Genomic DNA, 21,186 nt, shown 5'->3' with positions numbered 1-21,186 from the left:
GCAGGTCGCGACCCTTTTTCGGATCGGCGAGTGACCGGGCCCCGCCGCTCACTCGCCTCGGCCACGTCGCCGCGCCGGTGCGGTCACACCGGCCTGGCGATGGATAGAGTCGGCTCATGCGTTGGCAGGGATGAGAGCAAATCCCGAGCGATATGGAGCCGGTCGCAACGACGATGTGCCTAAACATCAGACCTATAGAGCGTCCGGCGCGTCAGCGGTCACGTCCAATGCTTTAGTCGGACCGGATCCGGTCCAGGAACTGGCCGACCTGTTTGGAGAGGAGGGCGGTCTGCGTGGACAGTGTGCCGACCGCCATGGACAACTCCTGCGCCGTGCCGTCGGTCTTTTCGGCGAGGGCGTTGACCTGTTCGATCGTCGCGGTGACCTGCTGGCCCCCCTGCGCCGCCTCGTCCACGCGCCGGCCGATCTCCCGGGTCGAGGCGCGCTGTTCCTCCACGGCGGACGCAACGGTGGCCGAGATCGCGTTGATGTTGCCAATGGTCCCGCCGATGCCCTGAATCGCGTCGACGGCGTCGCGGGTCGCGCCCTGAACCGCGGCGATCTGGCCGGAGATTTCGTCGGTGGCGCGCGAGGTCTGGTTGGCGAGGCTCTTGACCTCGCTGGCGACCACCGCGAAGCCCTTGCCGGCGTCGCCCGCGCGCGCGGCCTCTATGGTTGCGTTCAGGGCCAGCAGGTTGGTCTGGCTGGCGATGTCGTTGATCAGTTTGACCACGTCGCCGATCTTGCCCACGGCCTCGGCCAGCCCCTGAACGAGCTGGTCCGTCCGTTGGGCTTCCTGGACCGCCTTGTCCGTGATGTCCGTCGCCTGGCCCATCTGACCGGAAATTTCCTGGATGGAGGCGGACAACTGGTCCGCCGCCGAGGCGACAGCGCCGATGTTCTCGCTCGTGCGGGATGCCACCTGTGCCGCGTCGCTGGTCTCGCGCGCCGACGTGTTCGCGGCGTCGATCATGACCTGTGCGGCGGTCGAAACCGTCTGGACCGACCCGGAGACCTCTTCGACAACGCCGAACACCTCCCGCTCGAAGTCGCTGGCCGCCGCCTTGAGCGCGACCGCAACCTGTTCCTGAGCGGAGTGCATGTAGGCCGCCGACGCGACCTCGATCTCGAACATGACGGCGCGGGTCAGGGCATCGATTGCCGCTTGCATTTTGTCTTTGTCACGCCGGTAGTGCGGCTGCACGGCGAGAATGAACCGGCGCAGCATGTTGGCGTAGAACACAAAGAACCAGCGCAGTGGTAGACCCTGGCGTTGCCGCTTGGCGAACAAATCGGCGCCATTCCGGATCTGCTGTTCATCAAACGTACCGGCAAAGACATCATGGAGCCAGTGCTTGCGCTGAGACGCGCACGCATCTTCGATGCGAATCCCCGAGTACGCTTTTTGAACATCCGGATAATTCAGGATGAGTTTGTAGCTTTCCAGAATTGCGTCATCGATAATCGTTTCAATGACAGGCCGGCACTCCACCAGAATACGGCATGTGGGCGTATCAAGGCCCATGGCTTTGAGGCGAGTGCGCAAATCGAGATCAAGCGGCCGTGCCATGTTTTTCTCCTTGGGAATAAAGACCAAGATCTGTTGTCGATCATGATGTCTTTATTCATTGGAAATGCGTGAAGTCAGAAGATGGCCAATCTGGAATCCGATTTCGGCTATCCTATTGTCTTTATAGGGGACGGCCCGATCCTGTTCAAATTCAAAAATTTGACGCAATATATCGAGAAAGCGAAAATATCGAGAAAGCGAAACAGTTGAGGTCTTTGCCTCGGCGTACGCGCCCCCGCCGGCCATCGTATGGCGCGGCAAGGCCGCGAAATCAAGGCACTCCGGCGGCGCAGATCCGGCCCGATGGGGTGGGGCCGCGTGCCGCAGGGGGGTGGGGCATGGTGTCCGAGGGATGACGTTGGGCATGGAGGCGCCGAAAAAAAAGCGGCGTTCCGACGTGTGGCGCGGGCGGGGTGTGCGTCGCGAGCGTGGCGTCGCACGCGCGCCCAATCGCAATGGGCGTGATGCGAGAGTCATCGAAACGCGCGCTTCCGCGCCCGAATCGAAGCCGGGCCGGTCGAGACTCGGCCGGCCCGGATTAGGCCGGTCCAGATTAGGCTGGCCCGATTTACGCCGGTTCGACGAACCCGGCGACGACGGTCTTGCGGCCGGCTTTTTCGAAGTTCACCGCCAGTTTGCCGCCCTCCGCCGATTGCACCGTGCCGTAGCCGAACTTCTGGTGAAACACCCGCTGGCCCACGCGGATGCCCTGGCCGTCGCCGGAGCGGTCGCGCACCTTCCAGGTTCCGGTGCCCGGGGCCACCCGCCCGGCGCTCCCGCCCGATCCGGCCGCCAGGGTGCGGCGGGGATGGCGGGTGCCCCAGCCGCCGAACTCCTCGGCGAAGCCGGCGGTCACGGCGCCGTAGAGGCCCGTGTCGCTGGTCTTGTCGACGAAGGCGTCGGGCAGTTCGTCGACGAACCGGCTGGGCATCGAGGCCTGCCAGTTGTTGAAGATGCGGCGGTTGGCGGCGAAGGACACGAACGCCCGGGTGCGCGCCCGGGTCAGGCCGACATAGGCCAGCCGCCGCTCTTCTTCCAGCGAGGCCTGGCCACCCTCGTCCAGGGCGCGCTTGTGCGGGAACAGGTCCTCTTCCCACCCGGGCAGGAACACGACGTCGAACTCCAGCCCCTTGGCGGCGTGCAGGGTCATCAGGGTGACCCCGGCGGCAGCACCCTTGCTCTCCGTCTCCATCACCAGGGCGATGTGCTCCAGGAAGGCGTCGAGCGTCTCGAACTCGGCCACCGCGCCGACCAGTTCCTCCAGGTTCTCGACCCGGCCCGGGGCCTCGGGGCTCTTATCCGCCTTCCACATGGCGGCGTAGCCGCTTTCCTCCAGGATGGTGGCGCACACCTCGGACGGTGGCATGCCGCCGACCAGGGCGCGCCAGCGGTCCACATCGGCGACAAACGCCCCCAGCGCGGTGCGGGCGCGCGGCTTCAACTCGTCGCTGGCGGCCAGATCGCGGGCGGCGGCCAGGAGCGGAATGCCGGCGGCGCGGGCCATGATCTGCAACGTTTGAAGGCTGGTCTCGCCCAGGCCGCGCTTGGGTGTGTTCACGATGCGCTCGAACGCGAGGTCGTCGTCGGGCTGGGCGACCAAGCGCAGGTAGGCCAGTGCGTCGCGGATCTCCAGCCGCTCATAGAACCGCGGGCCGCCGATCACATGATAGGGCACGCCGCAGGTCATCAGGCGGTCTTCGAACTCGCGCATCTGGAAGGTGGCGCGGACCAGGATGGCGGTGCCGGCGGCGGCATTGCCGGTGCCATTGCCGCTTCCGCGCATCTCGTGGCCCAGGGCCTCGATTTCCTCGACCACCCAGCGGGCTTCCGCCTCGCCGTCCCACAGGCCGCGCACCGTGACCTTGCGCACGTCCGGATCGTCGGCGGCGGCCCCAGCGGCGATCAGGTCCTTGCCCAGGCGGTCGGTGTTGTGCCGGATCAGCCCGGCGGCCGCGCCCAGGATGGTGGGCGTGGAGCGGTAGTTGCGCTCCAGCCGGACCACGGCCGCGCCCGGGTAGTCGGTATCGAAGCGCAGGATGTTGCCGACTTCGGCGCCGCGCCAGGAGTAGATCGACTGGTCGTCGTCGCCCACGCAGCACAGATTGCGGTGCCCGGCGGCCAGCAGCCGCAGCCACAGGTACTGCGCCACGTTGGTGTCCTGGTACTCGTCCACCAGGATGTAGTCGAACTTGCGTTGGTACTCGGCGGCGATGTCCGGATGGGCCTGAAGGATGGCCAGGGTGTGCAACAGCAGGTCGCCGAAGTCGCAGGCGTTCAGCTCCAGCAACCGCGTTTGATAGCGCGTATACAGCTCCCGCGCGCGTCGCGCGGCGCCCTCGCGCGCATCCGCGTCGGGCACGCGGTCGGGGGTGAGGCCGCGATCCTTCCAGCGCTGGATGCGGCCCATCAGCGCCTTGGGCGGGTCGCGCTTGGGGTCCATGTTGGCGTCGACCATGAGCTGCTTGAGCAGCCGAAGCTGGTCGTCGGCGTCGAGGATGCTGAAGCCGTCGCGCAGGCCGACCTTCTCGGCGTGGCGGCGCAGCATGCGCAGCGACAGGGCGTGGAAGGTGCCCAGCCAGACGCTTTCGGCCACCGGCCCGATCATGGCGGCCAGACGTTCGCGCATCTCCCGCGCGGCGCGGTTGGTAAAGGTCACCGCCAGAACGCGCCACGGCTGGGCGCGGCGCAGATGCAGGATGTGTGCGATCCGCGTGGTGAGCACCCGCGTCTTGCCGGTGCCCGCCCCGGACAGAACCAGCACCGGGCCGTCCAGGGTCTCCACCGCGCGTCGCTGTTCCGGGTTGAGCCCCGCCAGCCAGGGGGGCTCGGGCGGCGGGGTCTCGGGATCGCCGGGCGCCGCGTCCAGGTCGTCGTCGGTCAGGTCGAACGGATCGGTCATAGCGGTCCCGGAAGCGAGGAGAAACACGTGGGCGAGGAGAAACACGGGGGACTCGGCGGGGGCGGTGCGGCCCTGGGCACGCCCGACCCCCCCCGAACACAAGCGAGATATGGTGCGGAACAGATAGGGCCCCACCATATCGGCGTCGAGGGACGGCCGCAACCACGCGCCGGGCGGCGGGCAAATTGACTTCCGCCGGTCCGCCCCCTAGCGTGGGGTGGTGGCGGACAGAAGGGCCCGCCTCTCCGACTCGCGGACCGTTCCGGTCTCCCGCCCCGGCGGGCGCGGACCCGTGTGCTCCTGGCAGCACGGTGATCCGGCCTTGGGCTTTTCCTGGTGGATCCCGCGTATGGTTTCCCATTCCGACAGCTCGCAGCATCCCGGTACCGTCCTGCGCAAGCGGTTCATGGGACCGCACGGCCTGGATGTCGAGACCCTGGCGGCCGACCTTGGTCTGCCGGTCAACCGGCTGGAGGATGTGCTCGCCGGACAGCGGTCGATCACCGCCGACATGGCGCTCCGGCTGGCGCGGTATTTCGGCACCTCGCCGCTGTACTGGATGAATCTGCAAAGCCGCTTCGACCTGCACGTCACGGGCAAGGTGCTGGCGCAGGAGATCGAACGCGACGTGCGCCCGCGCCTGACCCGGGACGTGGCTTAAGGCCTTCGGTGGGTGCGTGTGACGCACCCACCGGATTCGGCACCAGCCCGCTCCCCCACCTACCGCAAAAACGGATTCGTCTGCCGCTCGTCGCCGAAGGTGGAGGCCGGGCCGTGCCCCGGCACGAACGTGATGTCGTCGCCCAGGGGCAGCAAGGTTTCGGTGATCGCCCGGATCAAGGCGGGCGGATCGGACATGGGAAAGTCCGTTCGCCCCACCGAGCCCGCGAACAGCACATCGCCCACGAAGGCGACGCGTGCCTTCGGGTCCACGAACACCACATGACCGGGGGTGTGGCCGGGGGCGCGGTACACGTCGAGCGTGACACCGCCCACCGTGACGGTGTCGCCCGTGTCGAGCCACCGGGTGGGGACGACCGGCTCGGGCGTCTCCGGCCAGCCGAACATGCGCGCCTGCTGGCCGAGCTGGTCGATCCAGAACGCGTCGTCCGCCTGCGGACCCTCGACCGGTACGCCGAGGGTGCGCGCCAACGCCCCGACGGCGCCGATGTGGTCGAGATGGCCGTGGGTCACCAGGATTTTCTCGAGGGTCACGCCCTTCTCGCGGGCGACGTCGAGCAACCGATCCTCCTCGCCGCCGGGATCGACCAAGGCGCCGGTCATGGTGGCGTCGTCCCAGATCAGGGAGCAGTTCTGCTGGAACGGCGTGACGGGAATGACAACGACGGAAAGCGCCATGGCGGGGATCCTGTGTGCGGGCGAAGGCGAAGGGGCGGGGGGGCGTTTACTCTTCCATCGAGCCGAACCGCTGCTCGATCACCGCGAACAGGGCGTTGAGGGCCTGCGACGTTCCGCCCTCCGGACGGCCGGGACGGGACGACGGCGCCCAGGCGAACAGGTCGAGGTGCGCCCAGGGCGTGGCCGGTCCGACGAACTCAGCCAGGAACAGGGCCGCCGTGATGGCCCCGGCGAAGGAGCCGGTGCCGATGCTGCTCAGATCGGCCACCGGACTGTCGAGCATGCGCCGATAGGGGGCGTGCAGCGGCAGGCGCCACAGCGGCTCCCCGGTCTGCTCCCCCGCCGCCATCAGGTCGGCGGCGAGCGTGTCGTGCCGCGTGAACACGGCAGGCACGTCCGGTCCCAACGCCACCCGCGCGGCGCCGGTCAGGGTGGCCATGTCGATCAGCAGGGCCGGGGATTCCGTGTCCGCCTCGGCCAGGGCGTCGGCCAGGATCAGACGGCCCTCGGCATCGGTGTCGCCGACCTCGACGGTCAGGCCCTTGCGGGTCTCCAGCACGTCAAGCGGGCGGAAGGCGGAGCCCGATGGCATGTTCTCGACCGCCGGGATGAGCACGCGCAGCCGCACCGGCAGGCCGGCGTCCATCACCGCATGGGCGAGTCCGAGCGCATGAGCCGCACCGCCCATGTCCTTTTTCATCAGCTTCATGCCGGCGGAGGGCTTCAGGTTCAGGCCGCCGGAATCGAACACCACGCCCTTGCCCACCAGGGTGACGCGCGGATGGTCCGCGTTGCCCCAGCGCAGGTCGATCAGGCGGGGCGGGCGGGTGCTGCCCCGGCCGACGGCGTGCACGGCCGGCCAGCCCTCGTCCAGAAGGGCGTCGCCGACGATGTCGTTCAGCGTGGCGCCGTGATGCTCCGCCAGGGCGCGCGCCACCCCGGCGAGGTCCGCCGGGCCGAGGTCGGAGGCTGGCGTGTTGACCAGATCCCGGGCCAGGGCGGCGGCCCCCACGCGGCGGGCCACAGCGGCGCGGTCCACGCCCTCGGGCCACACCAGACGGGCGGGGGCGGAGGGCGCGTCGCTCTTGTAGCGGTCGAAGCGATAGGCGCCGAGCGCCCAGGCCTCCGCGATCACGGCGGCGTCGGCGGCGGGCGTCTCCGGCGGCAGCGCGACGCACAGCGGGGCCAGACGCTCCGGCAGGCCGGCGAGCGCCCAGCGGTCGGTGCCGTCGCCGAGGCCGGCCAGCACGGCGGCGATGCTTCCGTCCGCGCTGGGAAGGCAGACGGTGGAGCCCGCCGCGCCGCGAAAGCCGCTGGCCGCGACCCAGGCGGCCCGCTCCGCCGGCTGGTCGGTGCACCAGGCCGCCAGATCGGTCTCGGTCAGCGGCAGCAGGGGCACGGCGGCCGCATCATCGGGGGCCGGCGGGTCGATCAGGGCGCCGAGACACGGATGATGGGGCCGGAACAGGGGACGGGCGGCCATGGGAACGAGCCTCCGGAGCAGACGGCGGACAGGGATGGGCGGGGCGCCGGCCAAGCGGCACGGCGCGGCGGTCAGGGCAGGTGCCCTTCGTCCTCGTAGTACCGTTGCGCGCCCGGGTGCAAGGGGATGCCGGTGCCCCGCGGGGCGTCGCGGGCGCTCATGGCGTGGCCGATGCCATCGTCGAGGAAGCGGTGGCGCACGTTGGGATGCCAGATGCCCCGCACGATTCCATAGGCCGTGTCGTCGTCGATCGCGTCCGTGGCGACCAGGACCGCGCCGACGGACAATGTGGGCACGGCGCGCGGAATGCCAGCATACACCGCGCCAGGGATGACGCCTTGGGTGAGGTAGGCATGCCGTCCGGCCATGCGCGCGATCAGCGGCCCGGATAGACCGATCAGCCGGATTGGCACCGCCTGGGCCAGATCGGCGACCACGGCGACCGGGGCGGCGCCGATGAAGAACAGCGCGTCGATCTCTCCGGCCACCAGCAGATCGGCGGCCGGTCCGGGCTTGTCGTAGACCGGAAGCACATCGGCCTCCGACAGCCCATGCGCGTCGAGCAGCAGGCGCGCGTCGGCCAGCGTGCCGGAGCCGCGCTCGCCCACGGCCACGCGCCGGTCGCGCAGGTCCTCGACGCCCTCAATGTCGCTCTCGGCGCGCACCACGAGATGGATTTTTTCCTGATACAGCCGGGCCAGCGCCAGCAGTTCCGGCATGGGCCCGCTGTCCGTGAACACGCCCGAGCCGGTGCGCGCCCAATACGCGATATCCGCCTGACAGAGCGCGAGGTCGACCGTGTGATCCTTCAGCAGGCGGATGTTATCGACGGATCCCTCGGTGGATTGGGCCACCGCGATCAGGCCGGGCACGCCGCAGCTTCCGCCCTTATCGCAGGGGCGCGCGCCCGGTGGGCGGCTGATGGCGTTGGCAATCAGGCCGCCGATCGGGAAGTACATGCCGGCGGTCGAGCCGGTCCCGATGCGCATGAAGCGCAGACCGATGGCGGTGTCCGGAGCCTGGGCGTTGGCGGGCGGACCGGCCCCGAGACTCGCAAGGCCCCCGGTCAGGCCGAACCCGGCGCCAAGACCGACCGCCCGACCGAGGACCGCACGCCGTGAAAGGGGCTGTCCGTCCGTGCCGTCGCCGTCCCGATCCGTCGCCATCGTGCCCAACCCATGCCCTGCCGCGCCGCGCGCCGCCCCTGCGCCTGCCCAAATCGGCGCCGATCCGTCTCGTAACTCCCATCCTGCCCTAAGATGTGGGTGTTTTTTGGGCAAAAAAAGGCGCGGGCGTGACAATTGCGCATCGGGTGTCTTTCGCGCCACGCTTCCGCGGCCGGAGGCCGTGTCCAGATCCCCACGACCCTAGGCCGCCTTGGGGCGCCTCCGGCCTGAGGTCATCGCCACGCCCAGCACCGCCACCGCCATGCCCGACAGCGCGACCGGTCCCAGCCGCTCGTCGAACAGCAGCCAGGCGATCAACGCCGTGACCGGCGGCACGAGGTAGAACAGGCTGGCGACCCGGGCCGCCTCGCCCATCCGCAGCAGCACCATCAGCAGCGTGACCGCGCCCACCGACAGAACCACCACCAGCCAGACCAGCCCAAACACGAATTCGGGCGTCCACGCGATGGTGGTGTCCTCGCCGGTCAGCAGCGCCAGCGCCACCATGAGTACGGTGCCGGCTCCGAACTGGACCACCGCGCCGGTGCGCGGATCGAGGCCGTTGCAAAACCGCTTCTGATACAGGGTGCCGGCCGTGATCCCCACCAGGGCGAACAGGCAGACGGCGACAGCCGGCCAGCCGAAGCCCTGGAACAGCGTCGCGCCCGCCGGGGCCATCTTCTCGCCCAGCACCAGGACGACGCCGGCCAGCCCGAGTCCCAGGCCGGCCCACTGCCGGGCCGAGATGCGCTCGCCTAGCAGCGGCCCCGCCGCTACGGCGGTCAACAGCGGCTGAAGGCCGACGATCAGCGAGGCCAGACCCGCCGGCATGCCCCATTCGATGCCCTGGAACACCCCGGCCAGATAGATGCCGTGGAGCAGCAGCCCGGTTACGGCGGCGTGGCCGAACAGCGCCGGCCGGCTGGGCCAGCGCGCGCGGGTCAGCCAGACCACCGGTAGGAACAGCACGGCGGTGAGGGCGAAGCGAAGCGCCAGGAACGTCAGCGGTTCGGAATGGGGCAGGACGAAGCGCGCGCCAATGAAGCCGGTGCTCCACAGGACGACGAACAGCGCCGGCATGGCGGCGATTAGAAGGGCGCGCGGGGTGGCTGTGGTCGGCATGGGGGACGGGATCAGGGCTGAGGACGAGGATGACGGCAGCGGCAAGGCCACGGTATGGTAGCGGCGCGCGTTACCATGGGGTATCCGGGCGCGGGCGCCAAGCGATTTAGGTTGAGGGGGGGGGCGGTCACGGGCGGGCCGCGAAAACGCTTGACTCCGGAGGGGCCATCATTAGAGTGTCGCGCTCCCGAGGCGGCGCTGTTCAGCGGCTGCCCGGGTCGTTATTGCCCGCCGCGTCGTGAAGGCCCGCCTATAAAAGGGGTCAGTGCGCGGCGACCCTGTTCCCCGTGCTCCAACGAGTGACGACGTCATGTTCGCAGTGATCAAGACCGGCGGCAAGCAGTACAAGGTCGCCAAGGACGATGTCCTTGACATCGAGAAGCTGGAAGTCGAGGACGGCGCCAGCATCACGTTCGACGAAGTGCTGATGGTCGGCGACAAGGTCGGCGCTCCGACCGTGGCTGGCGCCTCGGTTTCGGCCACCGTGGAACGCACCTTCAAGGACAAGAAGGTGATCGTGTTCAAGAAGCAGCGGCGCCAGAACCACCGCCGCAAGCGCGGTCATCGGCAGACCCTGACCCGCGTGCGCATCACCGATATCGCCGGCTAAGGCATTTGCCGGCCAAGGGATTCGGTGGATCCATCGGGCGGTGCCCTCCGGTGACGCGACCGCGCGCGCCGGGTGGATGACCGCACGGGCGCGTTTTGAAAGCGCGCCCGGGACGAGTTGAGGAGAGCATCATGGCTCATAAGAAGGCAGGCGGGTCCTCCCGCAACGGGCGCGACTCCGCAGGTCGTCGCCTCGGCGTCAAGAAGTACGGGGACGAGGCCGTCCTCGCCGGCAACATCATCGTGCGCCAGCGCGGGACCAAGTGGCACCCGGGCGAGAACGTCGGTATCGGCAAGGACCATACCCTGTTCGCACTGACCAACGGTCGCGTGAAGTTCACCAAGGGCTTCAAGCGTCGCACCTTCGTGTCGGTCGAGCCCGTGGTGGCCGAAGCCGCCGAGTGATCGGCGGACCGTGCCCCGTGTCGGCGGACCGGGGCGCGTGCGATACCCCGACGCTTTCAAAAGCGGACGGCGCGCCATCCAGGCCCCGAGCGGGGCGGAGTGGCGCCGTCCGCTTTTGTGTGCCGGGGGCGGGCGGGCGTGACGTCGCCGGCCCGAGGCCCCCGGAGCCGGGCTTTGTTCCGCCCGCGGACCTTGTCCGTGCACCCCCGCCCGCTTACGAGGAGACCGGAGCCGTGACCGGACCCGCCTCGACCGTTCCGGCGATGGACGCCCTTGCCGATCCCCGCGCCGGCGGCATCCTGACCGTCGATCTCGGTGCGCTGGCCGCGAACTGGCGGACCCTGCGCGCGCGGCTGGCGCCGGGCGCCGAGTGTGGCGGCGTCATTAAGGCCAATGGCTATGGGCTGGGCGCGGTCACGGTGGCCCATGCGCTTTGCGGTGCGGGCTGCCGCACGTTCTTCGTCGCTCAGCTTGAGGAAGGTCTCCGGGTGGCCCCGACGCTGCCCGCCGACGCCCGCGTGTTTGTGCTCTCGGGTCCGACCCCGGGCACGGAGCCGGAGTTCGTCGCCGCGGGGCTGATTCCCGTGCTCAACAGTCCGGAGCAGATGGAGGGGTGGGCGGCTCACGCCCGGGTCCGCGAGCGGGCGTTGCCGGCCGCGCTGCACGTCGACACCGGCATGACCCGTCTGGGCCTGAGCGCAAAGGAACTGGCCGCGCTGGTGGCCGCCGGTGGGCCCCCCCCGGCGGTGCCGCTGGTGCTGGTGATGAGCCATCTGGCCTGCGCCGATGAACCCGGGCATCCCCTGACGCCGCGCCAGCTCGAAACCTTCCGGGCGGCGCGCGCGGCCTTGCCCGGCGTGCCGGGAAGCCTCGCCAACTCCTCGGGCATCTTCATCGGGGTGGACGCGCACCACGATCTGGTGCGTCCGGGCGTGGCGCTGTACGGCGTTAACCCGACGTCCGGTCGGCCGAATCCGATGGCCGACGTGATCCGTCTTCAGGCCCGGGTGCTGCAGGTGCGCCACGTTGACGCTCCCGCGACCGTTGGATATGGTGCCGGACACAGGGCCGCGACGGGTACGCGGATTGCGACCGTGGGAGTCGGGTATGCTGACGGTCTCCCCCGTGCGTCGAGCGGCCTGATCGTGGGTTACATAGGGGAGACACCCGTGCCGCTGGTCGGGCGGGTGTCCATGGATCTGGTGACCTTCGATGTCAGTGCGGTGCCCGACGACCGACCGGTCCGGGCCGGCGACCTGATTGACTTAATCGGGCCGTTCAACCCGGTGGACGATCTGGCGGCGCGGGCCGGCACCATCGGTTATGAAATCCTGACCACGCTGGGGCCGCGCTTCGCCCGGCACCACGTGCACCGCCCCGTGCCCTAAACCGGCCGGAGGGCGGCTGCGTGGGGGGGGAGCGTGGACGGGGACGGAAAGGACAGGACGGCGTGAACTTTCTGGCCATCGTGGGGCGTGTGTTTCTGGCGTTCGTGCTCCAGGTCGGGCGCTTTTCCATCTTCACGGGGCGCGCCGTCAGCCACATGGTGCGGCCGCCGTTCTATCCGCGTTTGATCGCCCGTCAGATGGTGGAGATCGGGTACTACTCGCTGCCCGTGGTCGGGCTGACCACCCTGTTCTCCGGGATGGTGCTGGCGCTGCAAAGCCACACCGGCTTCGCCCGCTTTTCGGCCGAGGGCGCGGTGGCCACGGTGGTGGTGATCTCCCTGACCCGCGAGTTGGGGCCGGTGCTGGCGGGCCTGATGGTCGCCGGGCGCATCGGCGCGGCCATGGCCGCCGAGATCGGCACCATGCGGGTGACCGAGCAGATCGACGCCCTGTCGACGTTGTCGACCAACCCGTTCAAGTACCTGGTGGCGCCGCGCCTGATCGCTGGCGTGACCATGCTGCCGCTGCTGGTGCTGGTGGGCGACATCATCGGCGTGTTCGGCGGCTATGTGATCGGCACGACCAAGCTGGGCTTCAACCCCGCCACCTACATCGCGCGAACCGCCGAGTTCCTGCAGGTTCTGGACGTCGTCTCCGGCCTCATCAAGGCGGCTGTGTTCGGTTTCGTCATCGCGCTGATGGGCTGCTACCACGGCTACCATTCGCGGGGTGGCGCGCAGGGTGTGGGCGCGGCGACGACCAACGCGGTGGTCAGCGCCTCGATCCTGATCCTGATCCTGAACTACATGATCACCGAGCTTTTCTTCGCCCAGTAAGGGGCGTGTCGCCGGGCAAAGGACGGCCGCACCGGCGGCGCCGGTGTGAACCACGGACGGACGGACCATGAACGGACCCAATGCCTCCGACCCCGATGCGCCGAAACTCCGCCTGCGCGATGTCCGCAAGCGGTTCGGGGCCAACGTCGTGCTCGACGGCATCGGCTTGGATATCGCCGCTGGGGAGTCGATGGTGGTGATCGGTGGCTCGGGCACCGGCAAGTCCGTGCTGCTGAAGTGCGTGCTGGGTCTGCTGCGGCCGGACTCCGGCTCCATCGAGGTCGACGGCGCCGAGACCGTCGGCCTGACCGGGCGCGCCCGTGACCGTGTCAACGCGCACATCGGCATGCTGTTCCAGGGCGCGGCGCTGTTCGACAGCCTTCCGGTGTGGGAGAACGTGGCCTTCGGCCTGATCCAGGGCCGGCAGACCAGCCGTTTCGCGGCGCGTGCCCGCGCCATGGACTGTCTGGACCAGGTCGGGCTGCGCCGCCGGGTTGCCGATCTATACCCGGCGGAGCTGTCCGGCGGCATGCAGAAGCGCGTCGGTCTGGCCCGGGCCATCGCCGCGCAACCCGACATCGTGTTCTTCGACGAGCCCACGACCGGTCTGGATCCGATCATGGCCGACGTCATCAACGACCTGATCGTGGCGACGACCAAGGAGCTGGGCGCCACTGCGCTGTCGATTACCCACGACATGGCCAGCGCCACCAAGATCGGCGACCGCATCGCCATGCTCTACAAGGGGCGGCTCATCTGGGTCGGCGCCGCCAAGGAGGTGTTCGACAGCGGCAACGCGCACGTGGACCAGTTCGTCCATGGGCGCGCCGACGGTCCCATCACCGAAGAGGCGGAGGCCCAAGCCGGATGATGGCGGCCGGCTGACGGCAGCGCACAACGGTGACGGGATAGGCTGGCGGGATGGCCGGGGATTGGATAGGGTGTGACCCAGGCTTCACCCCACACCCCATTGAGGAGCACCCCCGACCATGGCCATGGACGCCGGTACCCTGAAGAGCATGATCGTGGAAGCGTTCCCCGACGCTCAGGTGGAGATCGACGACTTCCAGGGGGACGGCGACCACTACGCCGCCAACATCGTCGCGGAGGCCTTTCGGGGCAAGACGCGCGTGCAGCAGCACCAGATGGTCTATGCCGCGCTCAAGGGCAAGGTCGGCGGCGAGCTGCACGCCCTGGCGCTCCAGACCAAGGCGCCGGACTAACCTGGGCGGGACCCCACGCCGGCCGGAGGGACAACGCGCCCTCCGGACCAGCCGGCCGACCGCCTCCTCAGTCCATCGGGGCGTCGTGGGTCATGTCGCCCCCCTCCGGTCCGCCATGCCCGTCGGCCCCCATGGCACCAACGCCGGTGACCGTCACCTGAACATCGACCGTCCCGGCCTGTTCGAACGTCAGCGACAGCGGAAACGTCTGGCCCTCGGCGAGCGGGGCATGCAGGTCGATCAACATGACATGCAAACCACCCGGTTGCAGCGTGGTGGTTTCCCCACCCGGCACGTCGATGGCGTCCACCTTGCGCATGCGCATGACGTCGCCATCCATGATGTGGGTGTGCAGTTCCACGACGCGGGAGACATCGGCATCCGCCGCGATCAGCCGGTCGGCGGCGCCGTCGTTGCGGATGGTGACGAAGGCCGCGCCGGCGCGCGCCATGCCGGCGGACGCACGGGCCCAAGCGTCGGTGACCGTCAGGTCGCCAACGATGGCTTCAGGGGTCACGGCGGCAGCCTGGGCCGGTGTGGCGGCGGTCAGGGGAGCGGCGGCGATTGCGAGCGCCAGGGGCAAGGCTGACAGGACGGCGAACGGAGACGGGCGGACAGCCATGGGCCGAGTTCCTTTGCTGTGACGGGATCCCCGGGCGTCGCGGGACCTCCGGGAGCTTCAAACATGCTGTTGCGGCCGGACCAGGGCAAGACAGATGCGTCGTTGCGGGCACGGAATCATGCGCCAAACGCATATGATGCAATCGCTTAATCGCTCTGGACCCTCTCGCACAAAAAGGGCAGACTGCGCCGCCATGTCGGACCCGAGTGCCCCCCGTCCTGAATTCTCCCGGTCCCACGCCGCGCGCCGTTTGGTGCGGGGCGCCGATCGGGCGGCCCTGTCCACGATCGGGGCGGGACTTGAACCGGAAGGGGGCGCTCCGTTTGCGTCTCTCGTGACCCTTGCGACGAACGGAGCGGGTGCCCCGCTTCTGCTGTTGTCCTCCTTGGCCGAGCACACCCGTAACGTGATCGCCGACTCCCGCTCCGCCCTGCTGATCACCGACTCCACGGTGCCGCATGCGAACCCGCAGGAGGACGCGCGAGTCACCCTGGTCGGCCGGCTTCACGCCGACCCAGAGCCGGCGTCTCGCGGGCGCTTCCTGGCCCGTCACCCCGCCGCCGCGCGCTATGCGGCGTTTGCCGATTTCGCCATGTACCGGCTGGCCGTGGACCGGGTCCACGTTGTCGAGGGGTTCGGAGTCGCCTACCAGATCGACGATCCGGCCGCCTATCGGGTGCCGCCGGCCATCGCGGCGGCGTTTTCAGCCGCCGAAGCCGACGCCTGCGCGCGGCTGAACGAAACCCGCGGCCGCGATCTGGCGCGCCTTTGTCGGGGGCGCGCGGTGCGTGCCGTGGCGCTTGACGCGGACGGGCTCGATCTCTGTCCCGAATCCGCGTCTGATCCGGACTCCGCCGCTCCGGCGTACCGGGTGGCCTTTCCCGGTCCACTGGACGGACCGGAGGCTCTGGATGCCGCTCTCGATACCATCCTGGACGGTGCGCCGTGACCCCGCCGTCGCGGCGCCGTCGTCCGCCGCCGGTCTGCGCCCAAAACAGGCCTGATCCTGTTGTTCGGCCGGCCGGATCTGATTACCCTTTTGCTCAGTATGCTTCGAACTTGCATGATCTTATGCACCAACGGGAGGTGACGAGATGACCGGTGCCCCGACAAAACACGCCAAGCTGCTCGCCTGGGTGGACGAAATCGCCGCCCTGACCAAGCCGGACCGCATTGAATGGTGCGACGGCAGCCAGGAAGAATATGATCGCCTGTGCGCCCTTCTGGTCGAGGGCGGCTCGTACATCCGCCTGAATCCGGAAAAGCGCGGCAACAGCTTCCTCTGCCGCTCCGACCCCAGCGACGTCGCCCGCGTCGAAAGCCGGACCTTCATCTGTTCGGAAACCAAGGAAGACGCCGGGCCGACCAACAACTGGATGGCTCCGGCCGAGATGCGCTCCACGCTGAACGGCCTGTTCGACGGCTGTATGCGCGGCCGCACCATGTACGTGATTCCGTTCTCCATGGGGCCGCTCGGCTCTGATATTTCGGAGATCGGCGTGGAGATTTCCGACTCCGCCTACGTCGCGACCAACATGCGCATCATGACCCGCATGGGGCAGGCCGCGCTGGACGTGCTGGGCGATGACGGCGAGTTCATCCCCTGCGTCCACTCGGTCGGCATGCCGCTGGCCGACGGGGTCCAGGACGTGGCCTGGCCCTGCAACGACACCAAGTACATCGTGCACTATCCGGAGACGCGCGAGATCTGGTCCTTCGGGTCCGGCTACGGCGGCAACGCTCTGCTGGGCAAGAAGTGCTTCGCGCTGCGCATCGCCTCGGTGAAGGCCCGCGACGAGGGCTGGATGGCCGAGCACATGCTCATCCTGGGCGTGAAGAACCCGCGCGGCGAGAAGACCTACGTCTGCGGCGCCTTCCCCAGCGCCTGCGGCAAGACCAACTTCGCCATGCTGATCCCGCCCAAGGGCTACGAGGGCTGGGAGGTCACGACCGTTGGCGACGACATCGCCTGGATCAAGCCGGACGCCGAGGGTCGCCTGCGCGCGATCAACCCGGAATACGGCTTCTTCGGCGTGGCGCCGGGCACGTCCATGAAGTCCAACCCGAACGCCATGGAGTCGCTGCACTCCAACTGCATCTTCACCAACGTCGCGCTGACCGACGACGGGGACGTGTGGTGGGAAGGCATGACCGACGAGGCGCCGGCGCACCTGATCGATTGGAAGGGCCAGGACTGGACCCCGGGCTGCGGTCGTCCGGCGGCGCACCCGAACGCCCGCTTCACCGCGCCGCTCAGCCAGTGCCCGTCCCTGGACGAGGCCTGGGAGGACCCCGCCGGCGTGCCGGTCGAGGCGTTCCTGTTCGGGGGGCGCGTGGCCTCCAACTTCCCGCTGGTGTTCGAGGCCAAGGACTGGACCCACGGCGTCTACCTCGCCGCCACCATGGGCTCCGAGATGACGGCCGCTGCCGAGGGCAAGCCGGGCGACCTGCGGCGTGATCCGTTCGCCATGCTGCCGTTCTGCGGCTACAACATGGCCGACTACTGGCAGCACTGGCTGACCCTGGGTCACAAGCTGGCCGGAAACCTGCCGCACATCTACCGGGTCAACTGGTTCCGCAAGGACGAGAACGGCAAGTTCATCTGGCCGGGCTTCGGCGACAACATGCGCGCGCTGGAGTGGATCGTGGACCGTGTCAAGGGCCGCGCCCATGCCGTGGAAAGCCCGCTCGGCAACGTGCCGGCCTACACGGACATCAACTGGAACGGTCTGACCTTCGACCAGGCGCTCTACAACCGCATCATGACCGTGGAGAAGGAAAAGGCTCTGCGCGAGGTGCAGACCCAGGCCGATCTGTTCGATAAGTTCGGCGATCGCCTTCCGAAGGAAATCGCCTCCATGCGCGACCTGATGCTGGCCGAGCTGGAAAGTGCGCCGGAGGTCTGGGAACTGCCCAAGTCGGCGTAATCACCTCGGCGTAATCACGTCGGCATAAGCCGTCGTATGTTCGCGGCGGGCTGATCCGGAGCCCTTGCCCTATCGGTGGGGAGATGGGGTGGCGACCACGCCGCGCCGACAAGACCACGCCCCCGTCGGATGTCCGTCCGGCGGGGGTGTTTTTTGGGAGGACGTGCTTTCCGGCGTCCCCCTCTCGCGCCGTCCCGAAGCGGCCGACTCCCGCGTGGGAACGCCGTCGATGGGCACCCCAAGCCCGTATCCTCCTGTATACCCATAGTCCAGGGCGTCGGTTTCCCATGGGCACCGGGGGCTGAACCCGGTACCATGACGCCGTACAGAATGTTGCCAAATAGGGGAGAGTGAACCCATGACGGTCTCGGGGGGCTATGAAGCCGAGCCGAAAGGCCTCAATCCCATCGAGGACGGGGACATGGACTCCCTGTTCACCCTGCCCCTGTCCTTCATTCCGCTGAAGACGCCCGCGCTGCGTCAGGCGCGGATGATCAAGAACGCGCAGCTTCGCAGCGTGATTGAGTTGTTCTCGGATGTGCAGACCGGCAGCGGCCAGATCGAGATTTCGGACCTGCCCAAGCTCCTGAACTGGCCGACGGACGAGGTCCATCCCGACCACGTCATTATCCGCAAGCTTTCCACCCTGCACAGCTATGACGTGTTTTCGCTGCGGATCATGCTGCGCAAGATCGGTGTGCCGCTGGCCAACGCCGCCGACCTTCAGCTCTCGCCGGAAAAGAACCAGGAACTGACCCACTACATGACGCAGTTCACCCGCCCGCTGATCGCCGAGATCTACGGTGGGGAAGACGTCCAGGTGGAGCGGTTCGAGGACGTCGTCGGCCTGTTCCGCGACCCGGATATCAAGCGCGCGCGCCAGCGTCTGCAACAGATGGCCGATGCCCTGGGCATCGAAATCCTTGAGGTGCCGACCTTCCTGGAAGATTACGGCGACATCTTCCTGTCGCTGTCGTACTACAAGCAGTGCCTGGATCGGCTGACGCCGCTGCTCGATGTATTCCTGGCCTCCATGTACGACATCCGCAAGAACTACCAGTTGCGCCAGGACCAGAACCTGCTGCGCAACTGCGACATGATCGAAAACACCATAAACGAGCTGACGGCCGCCATCACCGGCCGGTTCGAAAACTTCGAACGCTCGACCAAGGCCATGTGGGAGGACATCTCCGCCGACCGGTTCCAGAAGGTCAAGGAGCTGATTCAGGCCTACCACGTCACCATCGGCGGCGTGCTGTGCGGCCTGACGGTGAAGATGAATGCGTGGATTCGGCTGTTCCCGAAGCCTACCACCGGCGGCCCGGTCAAGCGCTCGGAGTTCATCATGTCCGACATCCGCCAGGGCCTCGACAACATCACCAAGATCGAGGATTCGGCGCCGATGATGGCGTTGCTGAGCTGACGGCCGCCGCCGGTCGCACGCCTTCGGCGATCCCCTTCACGGTTTCAGGATTCACGGCAAGTTCAACGACCGGTCACGGGGCCGCAACGCAGGGATCCTAAACTGGGAACCCTGCGGGACAGCTCCGGGACGACGGGGCCGCTCGCGCTGCCCGTCCATGTCGTGCTCCTGGAGGAACCGCCGTGATCTTTTCGATCCGTTTCGGGCTGGCCTCGACCGCCGTCGCGCTCGCGTTGGCCGTCGCGTCGCCGGTCCGCGCCACCGATGTCCCCACCCAGCCCTATGGGGTGCAGAGCGGTGATGTGACCGCCGACTCCGCCGTCATCTGGGGGCGCGCCGACCGCGAGGCGCGGATGATCGTGGAATGGTGCACCGACGCGGACTTCGCCGACGCGACCCGCGTGGTCGGTCCGGCCGCGCTGGAGACCAGCGACCTGACCGCGAAGATGGTCCTGGAGGGCCTCCCGGCCGGTCAGACGATCCACTACCGCGTCATCTTCCAGGACTTGGCGGACCAGACAGTGGAAAGCGCGCCGGTGGAGGGGGCATTCAAGACCGCGCCCACCGATCGCGCGCCGGTGCGGTTTGTGTGGTCGGGTGACACCGCCGGCCAGGGTTGGGGCATCAACGAAGCCTGGGGCGGCATGCGTATTTACGAGACGATGCGCCAAGTCGAGCCCGATTTCTTCATTCACTCCGGTGACTACATCTACGCCGACGGCCCGATCAAGGCCGAGGTGGCGTTGCCCGACGGCACCACCTGGACCAACGTGACGATTCTGGAGAAGGAAAAGGTCGCCGAGACGCTGGACGAGTTCCGCGGCGCCTACCGCTACAATATGATGGACGCGAACGTGCGCGCCTTCAACGCGGCGGTGCCCATCTTCGCGCAGTGGGACGACCACGAGACGCTGAACAACTGGTACCCACAGGAGGTGCTGGCGGACGACCGCTATACGGTCAAGAGCGTCGCCCTGCTGTCCGCCCGCGCCAAGCAGGCGTTCGCCGAGTACACGCCGAGCCGCATCGACGCGACCACCGAGCGGATCTATCGCACGCTTTCGTATGGTCCGCTGCTGGACGTCTTCTTCATCGATATGCGCACCTATCGTGGCCCGAACTCCGCGAACCTTCAGGAGACCGCGTCCGACGCCACTGCGTTCCTCGGCGCCGACCAGGTGGCGTGGCTGAAGCGCGAACTGAAGACCTCCACCGCAACGTGGAAGGTCATCGCCTCCGACATGCCGATCGGTTTGGTGGTGCGCGACGGCGACCACTTCGAGAACCTCGCCAACGCCGACGATGGGGCGCCGAAGGGCCGCGAGCTGGAAATGGCCGACCTGCTGCACTTCATCAAGGCGGAGGATATCGCCAACGTGGTCTGGCTGACCGCCGATGTGCACTACACGGCGGCGCACTACTACGACCCGGAAAAGGCCGCGTATCCAGACTTCAAGGGCTTCTGGGAGTTCGTGTCCGGCCCGCTCAACGCTGGCACCTTCGGCCCCAACGACAAGGACGGCACGTTCGGCATCACCGTCGACTACGAGAAGGCGCCGGAGGGGGGCATGGCCAACCTGCCGCCATCGGCCGGCCTGCAGTTCTTCGGCCAGATCGACATCGCCGCCGACGGGATGATGTCGGTCCAGCTCAAGGATCTGGCGGGGGAGACGCTGCACACCGTGACCCTGACCCCCGAGTCCTGAGGATCGCATGATCCCCGGGCGTCTTCAGCCTGCCCTGGGTGTGGCGGCCGTCCTTGTGATGGCCGTCCTTCCCATTGGGGCGCACGCGGCGGAGGCTTCGGATGGTGAGCCCCGCCGCATCATCGCGGAGCATTGCGTCCGGTGTCATCCGCCCTTGCCGGATGGCGCGGGGTGGATGCTGCTGACGGAGCAACGGCGGGACCGGGCCGCCTGGGCGTCGGAGGTGCGCCGCATGAGCGAGGCCTACGACACGCACCCCAACACGGACGAGCGCCGCGTTCTGCTCGACTATCTGGCCACCGCCTGGGGGCCGACGCCGGCCGCTCCGGCGACCGAATAAACCACGCTCGCCCTTAGGGTCAAAACTCAATTAAGGTATTGAGATATTGCACCTGCCGTGATTCAAGGGAAGAAACGGCAGGGTTTGGATCATGGCAAGCGAATTTTG

Annotated in this window: 19 protein-coding genes; 12 read left to right on the top strand and 7 right to left on the bottom strand. The window is 68.1% G+C overall.

Annotated features, from left to right (window positions below; translation table 11 throughout):
- Nucleotides 1–232: 232 nt before the first annotated feature.
- Nucleotides 233–1,570, bottom strand: a complete 1,338-nt coding sequence (locus tag GGD82_RS13450; protein ID WP_150062755.1) for a globin-coupled sensor protein — start codon at nucleotides 1,568–1,570, stop codon at nucleotides 233–235.
- Nucleotides 1,571–2,138: 568 nt separating this feature from the next.
- Entirely contained in the window at nucleotides 2,139–4,469 is a 2,331-nt protein-coding gene (locus GGD82_RS13445; protein WP_150062754.1) for an ATP-dependent helicase, read from the bottom strand.
- A gap of 349 nt (nucleotides 4,470–4,818) precedes the next feature.
- Between GGD82_RS13445 and GGD82_RS13440 the strand changes: the two genes are divergently transcribed.
- On the top strand, nucleotides 4,819–5,130 hold the full coding sequence (locus GGD82_RS13440) for a HigA family addiction module antitoxin (RefSeq protein WP_150062753.1): 312 nt from the start codon (nucleotides 4,819–4,821) through the stop codon (nucleotides 5,128–5,130).
- Between the two features lie 59 nt (nucleotides 5,131–5,189).
- Here GGD82_RS13440 and GGD82_RS13435 read toward each other — a convergent pair whose 3' ends face one another.
- The 4 genes from GGD82_RS13435 to GGD82_RS13420 all read right to left on the bottom strand — a co-directional run bounded on the left by GGD82_RS13435 (nucleotide 5,190) and on the right by GGD82_RS13420 (nucleotide 9,599).
- Nucleotides 5,190–5,828, bottom strand: a complete 639-nt coding sequence (locus tag GGD82_RS13435; RefSeq protein WP_150062752.1) for an MBL fold metallo-hydrolase — start codon at nucleotides 5,826–5,828, stop codon at nucleotides 5,190–5,192.
- 46 nt (nucleotides 5,829–5,874) lie between these two features.
- A complete protein-coding gene (locus GGD82_RS13430) occupies nucleotides 5,875–7,311 on the bottom strand; it encodes a leucyl aminopeptidase family protein (RefSeq protein ID WP_150062751.1) in 1,437 nt (478 codons plus the stop codon).
- 71 nt (nucleotides 7,312–7,382) lie between these two features.
- Nucleotides 7,383–8,477 carry a TAXI family TRAP transporter solute-binding subunit gene (locus GGD82_RS13425; RefSeq protein ID WP_150062750.1) on the bottom strand — a complete coding sequence of 365 codons (1,095 nt, stop codon included), beginning with the start codon at nucleotides 8,475–8,477 and terminating at the stop codon, nucleotides 7,383–7,385.
- Nucleotides 8,478–8,678: 201 nt separating this feature from the next.
- Nucleotides 8,679–9,599 (bottom strand): DMT family transporter, encoded by a 921-nt coding sequence (locus tag GGD82_RS13420; RefSeq protein WP_150062749.1) that lies wholly within the window; start codon nucleotides 9,597–9,599, stop codon nucleotides 8,679–8,681.
- 310 nt (nucleotides 9,600–9,909) lie between these two features.
- Here GGD82_RS13420 and rplU point away from each other — a divergent pair, with 310 nt between their 5' ends.
- The 6 genes from rplU to GGD82_RS13390 all read left to right on the top strand — a co-directional run bounded on the left by rplU (nucleotide 9,910) and on the right by GGD82_RS13390 (nucleotide 14,060).
- Nucleotides 9,910–10,209, top strand: a complete 300-nt coding sequence (rplU, locus tag GGD82_RS13415; protein ID WP_150062748.1) for a 50S ribosomal protein L21 — start codon at nucleotides 9,910–9,912, stop codon at nucleotides 10,207–10,209.
- A 131-nt stretch (nucleotides 10,210–10,340) separates the two neighbouring features.
- Nucleotides 10,341–10,613 carry a 50S ribosomal protein L27 gene (gene rpmA, locus GGD82_RS13410; RefSeq protein ID WP_150062747.1) on the top strand — a complete coding sequence of 91 codons (273 nt, stop codon included), beginning with the start codon at nucleotides 10,341–10,343 and terminating at the stop codon, nucleotides 10,611–10,613.
- Nucleotides 10,614–10,876: 263 nt separating this feature from the next.
- Nucleotides 10,877–12,001, top strand: a complete 1,125-nt coding sequence (gene alr, locus GGD82_RS13405) for an alanine racemase (RefSeq protein ID WP_150062849.1) — start codon at nucleotides 10,877–10,879, stop codon at nucleotides 11,999–12,001.
- 62 nt (nucleotides 12,002–12,063) lie between these two features.
- Complete coding sequence (locus GGD82_RS13400) at nucleotides 12,064–12,837, top strand: MlaE family ABC transporter permease (protein ID WP_150062746.1); 774 nt, start codon at nucleotides 12,064–12,066, stop codon at nucleotides 12,835–12,837.
- Nucleotides 12,838–12,904: 67 nt separating this feature from the next.
- Nucleotides 12,905–13,708, top strand: coding sequence for an ABC transporter ATP-binding protein (locus GGD82_RS13395; RefSeq protein WP_150062745.1), 804 nt, complete (start codon nucleotides 12,905–12,907; stop codon nucleotides 13,706–13,708).
- A 118-nt stretch (nucleotides 13,709–13,826) separates the two neighbouring features.
- Entirely contained in the window at nucleotides 13,827–14,060 is a 234-nt protein-coding gene (locus tag GGD82_RS13390; protein ID WP_150062744.1) for a BolA/IbaG family iron-sulfur metabolism protein, read from the top strand.
- A 67-nt stretch (nucleotides 14,061–14,127) separates the two neighbouring features.
- Here GGD82_RS13390 and GGD82_RS13385 read toward each other — a convergent pair whose 3' ends face one another.
- Nucleotides 14,128–14,682, bottom strand: coding sequence for a copper chaperone PCu(A)C (locus tag GGD82_RS13385; RefSeq protein WP_150062743.1), 555 nt, complete (start codon nucleotides 14,680–14,682; stop codon nucleotides 14,128–14,130).
- Between the two features lie 193 nt (nucleotides 14,683–14,875).
- Between GGD82_RS13385 and GGD82_RS13380 the strand changes: the two genes are divergently transcribed.
- From GGD82_RS13380 to GGD82_RS13360, 5 genes are all read left to right on the top strand, one after another.
- A complete protein-coding gene (locus tag GGD82_RS13380) occupies nucleotides 14,876–15,631 on the top strand; it encodes a PNPOx family protein (protein ID WP_170284321.1) in 756 nt (251 codons plus the stop codon).
- Between the two features lie 145 nt (nucleotides 15,632–15,776).
- Nucleotides 15,777–17,609: a phosphoenolpyruvate carboxykinase (GTP) gene (locus GGD82_RS13375; RefSeq protein ID WP_150062741.1), complete on the top strand. Its 1,833-nt coding sequence runs from the start codon at nucleotides 15,777–15,779 to the stop codon at nucleotides 17,607–17,609.
- 358 nt (nucleotides 17,610–17,967) lie between these two features.
- Nucleotides 17,968–19,032 carry a hypothetical protein gene (locus GGD82_RS13370; protein ID WP_150062740.1) on the top strand — a complete coding sequence of 355 codons (1,065 nt, stop codon included), beginning with the start codon at nucleotides 17,968–17,970 and terminating at the stop codon, nucleotides 19,030–19,032.
- A 182-nt stretch (nucleotides 19,033–19,214) separates the two neighbouring features.
- Nucleotides 19,215–20,738, top strand: a complete 1,524-nt coding sequence (locus tag GGD82_RS13365) for an alkaline phosphatase D family protein (protein WP_150062739.1) — start codon at nucleotides 19,215–19,217, stop codon at nucleotides 20,736–20,738.
- 7 nt (nucleotides 20,739–20,745) lie between these two features.
- The gene (locus GGD82_RS13360) at nucleotides 20,746–21,078 is read left to right on the top strand and encodes a hypothetical protein (protein ID WP_150062738.1); all 333 of its coding nucleotides are present in this window, start codon (nucleotides 20,746–20,748) and stop codon (nucleotides 21,076–21,078) included.
- Nucleotides 21,079–21,186 lie beyond the last annotated feature (108 nt).

The sequence above is a fragment of the Roseospira marina genome, assembly GCF_014197855.1.
GTDB classification, from domain to species: Bacteria; Pseudomonadota; Alphaproteobacteria; order Rhodospirillales; family Rhodospirillaceae; genus Rhodospira; species Rhodospira marina.
This window is presented reverse-complemented; position numbering and strand designations above follow the sequence as displayed.

What these genes read in the sequence shown, in the direction of transcription:
- GGD82_RS13450 (WP_150062755.1), bottom strand. Translation starts at nt 1,570, where the DNA reads ATGGCACGGCCGCTTGATCTCGATTTGCGCACTCGCCTCAAAGCCATG.
- GGD82_RS13445 (WP_150062754.1), bottom strand. Translation starts at nt 4,469, where the DNA reads ATGACCGATCCGTTCGACCTGACCGACGACGACCTGGACGCGGCGCCC.
- GGD82_RS13440 (WP_150062753.1), top strand. Translation starts at nt 4,819, where the DNA reads ATGGTTTCCCATTCCGACAGCTCGCAGCATCCCGGTACCGTCCTGCGC.
- GGD82_RS13435 (WP_150062752.1), bottom strand. Translation starts at nt 5,828, where the DNA reads ATGGCGCTTTCCGTCGTTGTCATTCCCGTCACGCCGTTCCAGCAGAAC.
- GGD82_RS13430 (WP_150062751.1), bottom strand. Translation starts at nt 7,311, where the DNA reads ATGGCCGCCCGTCCCCTGTTCCGGCCCCATCATCCGTGTCTCGGCGCC.
- GGD82_RS13425 (WP_150062750.1), bottom strand. Translation starts at nt 8,477, where the DNA reads ATGGCGACGGATCGGGACGGCGACGGCACGGACGGACAGCCCCTTTCA.
- GGD82_RS13420 (WP_150062749.1), bottom strand. Translation starts at nt 9,599, where the DNA reads ATGCCGACCACAGCCACCCCGCGCGCCCTTCTAATCGCCGCCATGCCG.
- rplU (WP_150062748.1), top strand. Translation starts at nt 9,910, where the DNA reads ATGTTCGCAGTGATCAAGACCGGCGGCAAGCAGTACAAGGTCGCCAAG.
- rpmA (WP_150062747.1), top strand. Translation starts at nt 10,341, where the DNA reads ATGGCTCATAAGAAGGCAGGCGGGTCCTCCCGCAACGGGCGCGACTCC.
- alr (WP_150062849.1), top strand. Translation starts at nt 10,877, where the DNA reads ATGGACGCCCTTGCCGATCCCCGCGCCGGCGGCATCCTGACCGTCGAT.
- GGD82_RS13395 (WP_150062745.1), top strand. Translation starts at nt 12,905, where the DNA reads ATGAACGGACCCAATGCCTCCGACCCCGATGCGCCGAAACTCCGCCTG.
- GGD82_RS13390 (WP_150062744.1), top strand. Translation starts at nt 13,827, where the DNA reads ATGGCCATGGACGCCGGTACCCTGAAGAGCATGATCGTGGAAGCGTTC.
- GGD82_RS13385 (WP_150062743.1), bottom strand. Translation starts at nt 14,682, where the DNA reads ATGGCTGTCCGCCCGTCTCCGTTCGCCGTCCTGTCAGCCTTGCCCCTG.
- GGD82_RS13380 (WP_170284321.1), top strand. Translation starts at nt 14,876, where the DNA reads ATGTCGGACCCGAGTGCCCCCCGTCCTGAATTCTCCCGGTCCCACGCC.
- GGD82_RS13375 (WP_150062741.1), top strand. Translation starts at nt 15,777, where the DNA reads ATGACCGGTGCCCCGACAAAACACGCCAAGCTGCTCGCCTGGGTGGAC.
- GGD82_RS13370 (WP_150062740.1), top strand. Translation starts at nt 17,968, where the DNA reads ATGACGGTCTCGGGGGGCTATGAAGCCGAGCCGAAAGGCCTCAATCCC.
- GGD82_RS13360 (WP_150062738.1), top strand. Translation starts at nt 20,746, where the DNA reads ATGATCCCCGGGCGTCTTCAGCCTGCCCTGGGTGTGGCGGCCGTCCTT.